The sequence below is a fragment of the Candidatus Cloacimonadota bacterium genome (assembly GCA_011372345.1).
Classification (GTDB): domain Bacteria; phylum Cloacimonadota; class Cloacimonadia; order Cloacimonadales; family TCS61; genus DRTC01.
Genome location: DRTC01000406.1, coordinates 1 through 8,414 on the forward strand (window position 1 = coordinate 1; position 8,414 = coordinate 8,414).

The 8,414-nt window shown below is 34.5% G+C and carries 6 protein-coding genes and 1 tRNA gene; 6 read left to right on the plus strand and 1 reads right to left on the minus strand.

Annotated elements, in window-relative coordinates; all coding sequences use genetic code 11:
• Positions 1 to 1,383 (minus strand): hypothetical protein (locus tag ENL20_07930; protein ID HHE38489.1); only part of this gene is annotated, 1,383 nt, incomplete at its 3' end.
• A 354-nt stretch (positions 1,384 to 1,737) separates the two neighbouring features.
• Between ENL20_07930 and sppA the strand changes: the two genes are divergently transcribed.
• The 6 genes from sppA to clpX form a co-directional block, all read left to right on the plus strand.
• Positions 1,738 to 3,465, plus strand: a complete 1,728-nt coding sequence (gene sppA, locus ENL20_07935; protein HHE38490.1) for a signal peptide peptidase SppA — start codon at positions 1,738 to 1,740, stop codon at positions 3,463 to 3,465.
• 123 nt (positions 3,466 to 3,588) lie between these two features.
• Positions 3,589 to 4,722 carry a tetratricopeptide repeat protein gene (locus tag ENL20_07940; protein ID HHE38491.1) on the plus strand — a complete coding sequence of 378 codons (1,134 nt, stop codon included), beginning with the start codon at positions 3,589 to 3,591 and terminating at the stop codon, positions 4,720 to 4,722.
• 75 nt (positions 4,723 to 4,797) lie between these two features.
• A tRNA-Leu gene (locus tag ENL20_07945) sits at positions 4,798 to 4,881 on the plus strand.
• Positions 4,882 to 4,905: 24 nt separating this feature from the next.
• Complete coding sequence (tig, locus tag ENL20_07950; GenBank protein ID HHE38492.1) at positions 4,906 to 6,177, plus strand: trigger factor; 1,272 nt, start codon at positions 4,906 to 4,908, stop codon at positions 6,175 to 6,177.
• Positions 6,178 to 6,404: 227 nt separating this feature from the next.
• Positions 6,405 to 7,013, plus strand: a complete 609-nt coding sequence (clpP, locus tag ENL20_07955) for an ATP-dependent Clp endopeptidase proteolytic subunit ClpP (protein HHE38493.1) — start codon at positions 6,405 to 6,407, stop codon at positions 7,011 to 7,013.
• 220 nt (positions 7,014 to 7,233) lie between these two features.
• The coding region (clpX, locus tag ENL20_07960) for an ATP-dependent Clp protease ATP-binding subunit ClpX (protein ID HHE38494.1) at positions 7,234 to 8,414 on the plus strand (1,181 nt) is incomplete at its 3' end.

The window sequence follows — 8,414 nt, forward strand, 5'->3', positions numbered from 1 at the left end:
CCGTGTTGTTTCTGCAACATCACAGATGTTGCACTCCAAAGATTTTATCTTCTGCCCTTTAATGTTGTAGATCTCGATGGTCACAAACCGGGAGGTATGTGTTACATTGAATGAAATTGTTGTCCGGGAAGAGAAGGGATTGGGATGATTTCCTATAACCGATGTATTTACTGGTGTTATTTCATCATCGTTGATAGAAACACTATAATTATGAAAGATATAAGCGGAGCCGGATGATTCACCGTTAACATAATCATCTGGTGCACCGATAATAATGTTATCTGCTGAAATTGAAACAGAAATTCCAAAAAAAATAAATTCCGTTCCATCCGATGGAATTATCTTTGCCTGCTCTGTCCAAGTAGCTAAATCCCTGTGAAAAATATAGGCAGATCCAACATCACTTTCCCCAGGAGCAGCTATTATGATATCATTTCCGGATATAGAAACAGAATAGCCAAACATGTCATACCAAAACGAATCAGATGCTGTTAATTTTGTTTGTTCATCCCATATTATTCCAGTTCTATGAAAAACATATGCTGAACCGGATTCTTCACCACTATCTTCATCTCCCCAAGCCCCAATAATTACATAATCTCCGTCAATTGAAACTGAATAAGCAAAAAAATCTCCCCAGGTTTCATCAGAAGAAGTTATATTTGCTTGTTCGTTCCAGATTGTTCCATCTTTATGATATATATAAGCTTTACCCATATTATTGAAGTAGGGTGTTCCAATAATAGCATATTCTCCGGAAATGGAAACAGAAAAACCGAATTTATCATATTCCGATCCATCAGATGGAGTTATCTTTTCTTGCTCTGTCCAAGATGTCCCATTTCTATGAAATATATAAACAGAACCGGAATGTGTTCCGTTATCATCATCCCATATTGCTCCAATAAGAACATCATCCCCGGAAATGCTAACGGATGAACCGAAATTATCTCCATCTGCTCCATCGGAAGCAGTCAATTTTGCTTGTTCAAACCATGTTGTTCCATTCCAATGAAAGATGTAAGCAGCACCTGTATTTGATCCATTAATATCAGCAGATGTTGCTCCAATAACAATATAATCTCCAGAAATAGATACAGATTCACCAAAAAAATCACCAATATCTCCATCGGAAGCTGTTAATTTAATCTGTTCAGACCAGTTCGTTCCAACATTTTGGAAGATATAAGCAGAACCGGAATTGGAACCAATATCGTCATCTCTAAATGCTCCAATAACAGCATAATCTCCGGAAATAGATACAGAAAGTCCGAATGAATCCCATTCTGATCCATCGAAAGGGAGAATTTTCTGCTGCTCAATCCAATCAGCGGAAAGACAGAGAGATGTAGTTAATAATAAGATCAATGTCAGTCTTTTCATATTTCTATTCCTCTTAAATCATTTACAATCCAAAAAAATAAAATGATAATAATTCGTGCAAGTAAAATCTTATTTTTTAATAAATGAATCCACTCTATAAGGTCAGATTCAAAAAACATGAAACCGTTAAAACGGTTAATGCCTTTTTCCTGTTTCATTAACCACCAACTTAAGTTGGTGGTTAATAAGAAAACAGTAAATATTAACCGATTCATCGGTTTCTAAATAATTACTGAATTTTCTAACATCTTACTAATGACACCCTTTTTAGAGAAAACTTATAAATGGATTCAACATCATTGACAAATATCCAATCCTTTTTCATTTGTAGTTCATAAAAAAAGCGGAGGAAAAATGAGAAAAAAATGGTTTGCATTCGGGTGTTTATCATCCATACTTATCGTCATTATAATTATATTTGTGATTGGACATTCAATTACCAAACTGGGAAAACAGAAAGCTGTAAAGGTTCAACCTGAATCTTATTTACATCTGAAATTATCCGGTCAGATCATAGATTATCGGGAGATCAAAAATGACTTTTTTTTGCGGGAAGGAGATATTTCATCAGCTCATGAAATTATCGAAAAGATCGATAAAGCTGCGAGAGATGAAAAAATCAAAGGAATTATATTAGAGCCGGAATGGATCAGTTGTGGATTTGCAACTGCTAATGAAATTATCCAGGCTTTGGAAGATTTCAAAGGAAGAGGAAAGCAACTTATCGCCTATCTTGATATGTGTACGAATAGAGATTATTTTTTAGCTTCGGTTGCCAATGAAATTTATTTGAATCCTTCTGCTTCTGCCGGAATTCTGCTAACCGGAGTCGGTTCCAATATTCTCTTTTATAAAGATTTATTAGATAAACTCGGAATTGAAATGCAGGTTGTTCACGCCGGAAAATACAAAGGAGCTGGAGAACCTTATACTCGCAATCAAATGTCACCACCTTTCCGGGAAAGTATCGATGATCTGTTCAGCGATATTTATGAGAATATGCTGAACGAGATAGCAGATCGGAGAAGTATTCCGGTTGCTGATCTAAAAAAGATCTATGAAAAAAGAGAAGAACTTTTTATTAATCAGGAAAAAGCTCTCAAATATAACTTGGTTGATGAATTATTATTTAAAACGGATTTATTCAAAAAGGTCGGAATTGAAAAAGAGAACCTGATAGCTTTTGAAGATTATCAAATTCAATCTATTCCTTTATCATTCAGGGAAAATATTGCGATTCTTTATGCACAGGGAATAATTACGCAAGCAAGATCCGGTTTTGAACAAAATATCTCTGCTGGAAAAATGATCAAAATCCTGGATAAATTACAGAAAGATAATAAGGTTAAGGCTTTGGTCATTCGGGTGAATAGTCCGGGCGGAAGCGCTCTCGAATCGGAAATTATTTTAGCGAAGATCAGGGAATTAAAAGAACACAAACCGGTTGTCATCTCCATGGGAAATGTAGCAGCTTCCGGAGGTTATTATATTTCCTGTGTTTCAGATCATATTTTTGCCGATCCGTTCACGATCACCGGTTCGATCGGAGTTGTCGGCATGATCCCGAATATCAATAAGCTTGGAAAAAAGGTTGGTATTCATCCGAATGAGATCAAGAAAGGGAAATATTCGAATATATTCGATCCCTGGGTAAAACCTGATCCCGCCCAAATTTCTGCTTTGAAGAAAGGAATCGAGGATACTTATCTCGAATTCAAATCCCGCGTTTCGGAAGGTCGGGATTTGAATTTAGATGATGTTGAAAAATATGCTCAAGGTCGAGTCTGGAGTAGTCAAGATGCGTTGGATAATCATTTGATCGATGACATCGGAAACCTCGAAGATGCGATCATTAAAGCAGCAGAACTGGCAAATCTCACTACTTTTGCCAGAACATATTACCCGGAACAGAAATCTTTTCTTGAATTATTATTGAAAGAACGATTTGATATCGATATTTTAGCACATGTTCTCAATAATGACCTGAATGAAGATCTGGGATTTGAGAAAGCAATCGAGTTTTATGAAAATATTAAAAATGAACCAGTTCAAGCGATTCTTCCGGTGGAAATGGATTTATAAACATCGAAATAAAACTTGCCAAATTTTTGAAATTTGGCAAGTCTATATGTTTAAAAAATCCTTGACTTAAAAACGGTTAGCAAATTTTTGCAAAAGATTTATTTTATAATAGATGGAGGAAAAATGAGATTTTTTAAAGTATTGAGTATGGTGATTTTATTAACTGTTTTAGTTGGTTCATTAATATCGGATGATCAGAAATTTTCAGCTCAGGATAAAGCTACTTTCAAGGGAGCAAAAATTCATCGAAAGGATGGAAGGTATGAGAAAGCTTTTCCTATGTTTGAGGAACTCCTAACAAAATATCCGGACAATTTACAGGTTATTTATAATATTTCATTATGTCATTATTATACAGAAAATTATCTGGAAGCAAATAAATTTTTTGATAAAGCGATCGAATTAACTAATACCGTTATTGAAAAGATCAAGAAAGAAAATGCGGATAATCCTAAAAAGGCTGATAAAGAGATAAAGAAATTTTCTAAAGATATTGATAAGAATTTTAGTCTGGAAAAAATACAAAAGTTCAAAACCAGTATTTATCAAAAACTATATAATAATATTTATGAGCAATATAAAAATGAAAACTATGACGAGGTTATTTCACAAGCTTCGACTCTTCTGGAAATTGCTCCTGACAGCAGCAATGTTGTTGTTTTTATCATGAATTCTTACCTGAAAAAAGAAGATTATGATAATGCGATCAAATACAGGATAAAAATTTCCGAAATCGAACCTGATAATGCTATCGTGAAATCACAAATTGCAGACTATTACTATAATATCAATGATTATGAAAATGCTTTGAACTGGTATTTGGAAGTTATTAAACTCGATGAAAATAATACTGATGTTCTTTTCACGATGGGCCTTTGTTACGAACAATTGGAAAAACCGGAAAAAGCCCTGGAAACCTTTGAAAAAATAATTGAATTAGATCCTCAAAATTTAGACGCAATTTTTAATTCCAGAGTATTTGCTTCTAATCTGGAACTGAATGATAAAAAACTGAAATACTGGAAAATGGAAATCGATCTGGCAGGAGATGAGCTGGATGTTCAAGACCTGTCTTATCTATGTTATGAGCTTTACAATAGTGAAAAATACGACGATGTTCTGAAATATGCTAAACTCTGGTATAATAATGATAATACTTCAAAAGAAGCTGTCCAACTCCTCTATCAATCTGCCAAAAAATCAGGAGAAAAAGATTTAGAGCAGAAATACGAGAAGATATATCAAGAAATGCCTTAATCTCGATTTCGTAAATGAAATTGGAATAAAAATTTTATCATTTATATTTTATTTAAAGCCGAAAAACAATAACTCGCGAAAGTGGCGGAATTGGTAGACGCGCTGGACTTAGAATCCAGTGAAAGCAATTTCATAGGGGTTCGAGTCCCCTCTTTCGCATTATTGATATAATGAAGGAGAAAAATGAAAACTGAAATCAAAAAGATCGATCCATGTGTAAGAGAACTGATTATCACCATAGAAGCAGATGAAGTTTTACATGATTACAATTCTAATTTGAATCAGCTGAAAAAAAATATTGTCATCCCTGGTTTTCGTAAAGGAAAAGCTCCGATTAGTATGATCGAAAGAACTTACGGTGATCATCTCAAGGATGAATTCCTTAATGATAAGATCAAAAATTATTATGAAAAAGCAATTGATGAGATCGATCTTAAACCGGTCAGTCCGGGAGAATATAAAAAAGTTGATTGGGAAAAAGGTAAAGACCTGATCGCAAGCTTTCATTTTGAGATTTTTCCGGAAATCAAGATCAACAAATATACAAATCTTGAAATCCCTTTTGAACCATATAAATTCAAAGAAGAGATGCTGGATGTCAGGATAGAAGAATTCAGGGATAAATTAGCAACTGTTATCGATGCTGATAGTCCTTCCGAAATTGGTGATATTATTTTATCAAAATTCTGTTTTTTGGATGAAAACGATGTGATCACAAAAGAAATTGACAGGCAATTTTTTCTAGGAGATAATCCATATTCCGAAGAATTTAATAAAAAACTTACAGGAAAGAAAATCGGGGATGAGATCAAAACAAAACTATTCGACGCCAAGCAGGAATCTCAAGATAAAGATATTTCATCGAATATTAAAGACCGGAATTTTTTAGTTCAGATAACTTCCATTAAAAGAAAACAATTGCCTGAAATCGATGATGATTTTGCCAAAGATCTTGAATTTGAGTCCCTGCAGGAGATGAAAGAAAAAATTACTGAAGATCTTAAAATCGGGATTGAGATTGAAAATAAAAAAGCAATAAAAGAAGCTATTATAAATAAACTAATTGAAGAGAATCAAATTGATATTCCTAATTCGATAAAAACAAACTATGCTCGCGAAATGGCAAAATCTTATTCTAAATCAGGGCAGGATGATATTGAAAAAATACTGCCGATTTTTCAGGAAATTGCCGAACATAATCTAAAAGGCACTTATCTAATCCAGGAAATTCTGAAAAAAGAAAATATCGAAGTAACTGATGAAGATAAAGAAAATGTCATCAAAGAAGCAGCGGAAAATCTGAACATGGATGTTGAAAAATACAAGAAAATGTATAAAAAACAGATAGAGAGTGAAGAATTTTTATTTCAAATAAAAGAGAATAAATTATTTGAGATAATTGAGAAATCCTCAACATTTGTTCCTTATCCAAAAAAAGAAGAAGAGAAAAAGTAACAATAAAAACATGCCAAATTTTTGAAATTTGGCAAGTTTAATAAATCATATTAGATTATAATTATTTGATAAAAGATTCTGCTATTGAATGTTTTATCATCATGAGTAGCTTTTCTTGCGTTTCTCTCGAAGGAACTCCTCTTATAATGAGATTCTTCGGAAGATTGTCTTTGCAAGAAACCTCTCAGAAAGACATATATTTAAATGATAAATAAAGGAGATTCAATATGCCTTATGTTCCAATTGTAGTTGAACAGAACGGAAAAGTAGAAAGAGCTTATGATATTTATTCAAGATTATTAAAAGACAGGATCGTATTTCTTGGCTCACCTATAGACGACAACATTGCTAATGTAGTTATCGCCCAACTTCTGCATCTGGAAGCAGAAGATCCTGAAAAAGATATTTATATGTATATCAATAGTCCCGGAGGTTCGGTTACAGCAGGTTTGGCAATCTATGATACCATGCAGTATATCAGACCGGAAGTAAGTACAATTTGTATTGGACAAGCTTCGAGTATGGGTTCACTTTTGCTCGCTGCAGGACAGAAAACCAAGCGCTTTGCCTTACCGAATTGCAGGATAATGATCCATCAACCTCTCGGAGGTGTGCGAGGTCAGGCTTCTGATATTGAAATTCAGACAAAAGAAATCCTGCTCCTTAAAGAAAGATTGAATAAGATATTACAGAAACATACGGATCAGCCCATAGAAAAAATCTTAAAGGATACAGACCGGAATTTTTTCATGAGTTCGGAAGATGCTCTAGACTATGGTCTTATCGACGAAGTGATCGTTTCCAGGAAGGAAACTGTAAAAGAAAAAGAGAAATAAAATGTATACGCTTGCATTCTGATAACTTCTCTTTCTTGAAAGAGATGGAGTCTTTCAACTTTTCTTCCGAGGAATCATCATCCTAAATTAGACAAGGAACTTTGACGCTGGAGATTCTTAATCTTGTAAAAAAAAAGCAAGAAGAATTTCAAGATTTAGAGAGAAAAGCAGGAATCCCGAAAGCCTTCGGGAAGAATGACAAAACAAATAAGGAGATACTTTGGATTCTTATAATTTACACCGTTGTTCGTTTTGTAATCGAACAGAAGCAGAAACCAAATATTTGATCAAAGGAATAACCGGAAATATATGTGAAGAATGCATTGCCATGTGTTCAACGATCGTGGAATCCGATCATCAAAAAGAAGAATTGGATCATTTTATTCTTCCAACTCCTCGTGAAATTCACAATTTTCTGAACCAGTATGTTATTGGTCAGGAAAAAGCAAAACAGACAATTTCCGTAGCTGTTTATAATCATTACAAAAGGATTTTCAAGCAGAAAAAAAATGATGATATTGAAATTGAAAAAAGCAATATCATGATGATCGGTCCAACAGGTTCAGGTAAAACTCTGATCGCTGAAACTTTAGCAAAACTCCTCAAAGTTCCTTTTGCTATTGCAGATGCAACAACTCTAACCGAAGCCGGATATGTGGGCGAGGATGTAGAAAATATTTTAGTCAGACTGCTGCAGAATGCGAATTATGATGTGGAAAAGGCTGAAAAGGGAATTATCTACATTGACGAATTGGATAAGATCGCCAGGAAGTCGGAAGCTCCTTCCATAACCAGAGATGTTTCCGGAGAAGGAGTTCAACAGGCACTTTTGAAAATCCTGGAAGGAGCGAAAGTAAATGTTCCTCCTAAAGGCGGCAGAAAACATCCGCATCAGGAATTCATCGAGATAGATACAAAAAACATTTTATTTATCGCTGGCGGTGCTTTTTTCGGTCTGGAAAAGATCATTCAGAGAAGGATCAATAAAAAAACAGTCGGTTTCGATGCTGATATCGTATCCCAATCTGAAATAACTCCTGAACTTCTGAATAAAGTTATTCCCAACGATCTGGTCAAGTTTGGTTTAATTCCCGAACTTGTCGGGAGAATTCCGGTTACCAGTGCATTACATGAATTGGATGAGCAGGCATTAGTGCAAATTCTAACCCAACCCAAAAATGCAATCTGCAAGCAATACAAGAAACTTTTCGATCTGGATGGGATCAATCTTGATTTCGCTGAAGAAGCTCTGAAGGAAATCGCAAAAGTTGCTCTCAAACATAAAACAGGAGCGCGCGGATTACGAGCGATCATGGAAAAATTCATGCTCGAAATTATGTATGAACTTCCGGAGATGAATAATGTCAGGAAATGTATGATCACCAAAGATGTGATCATAGG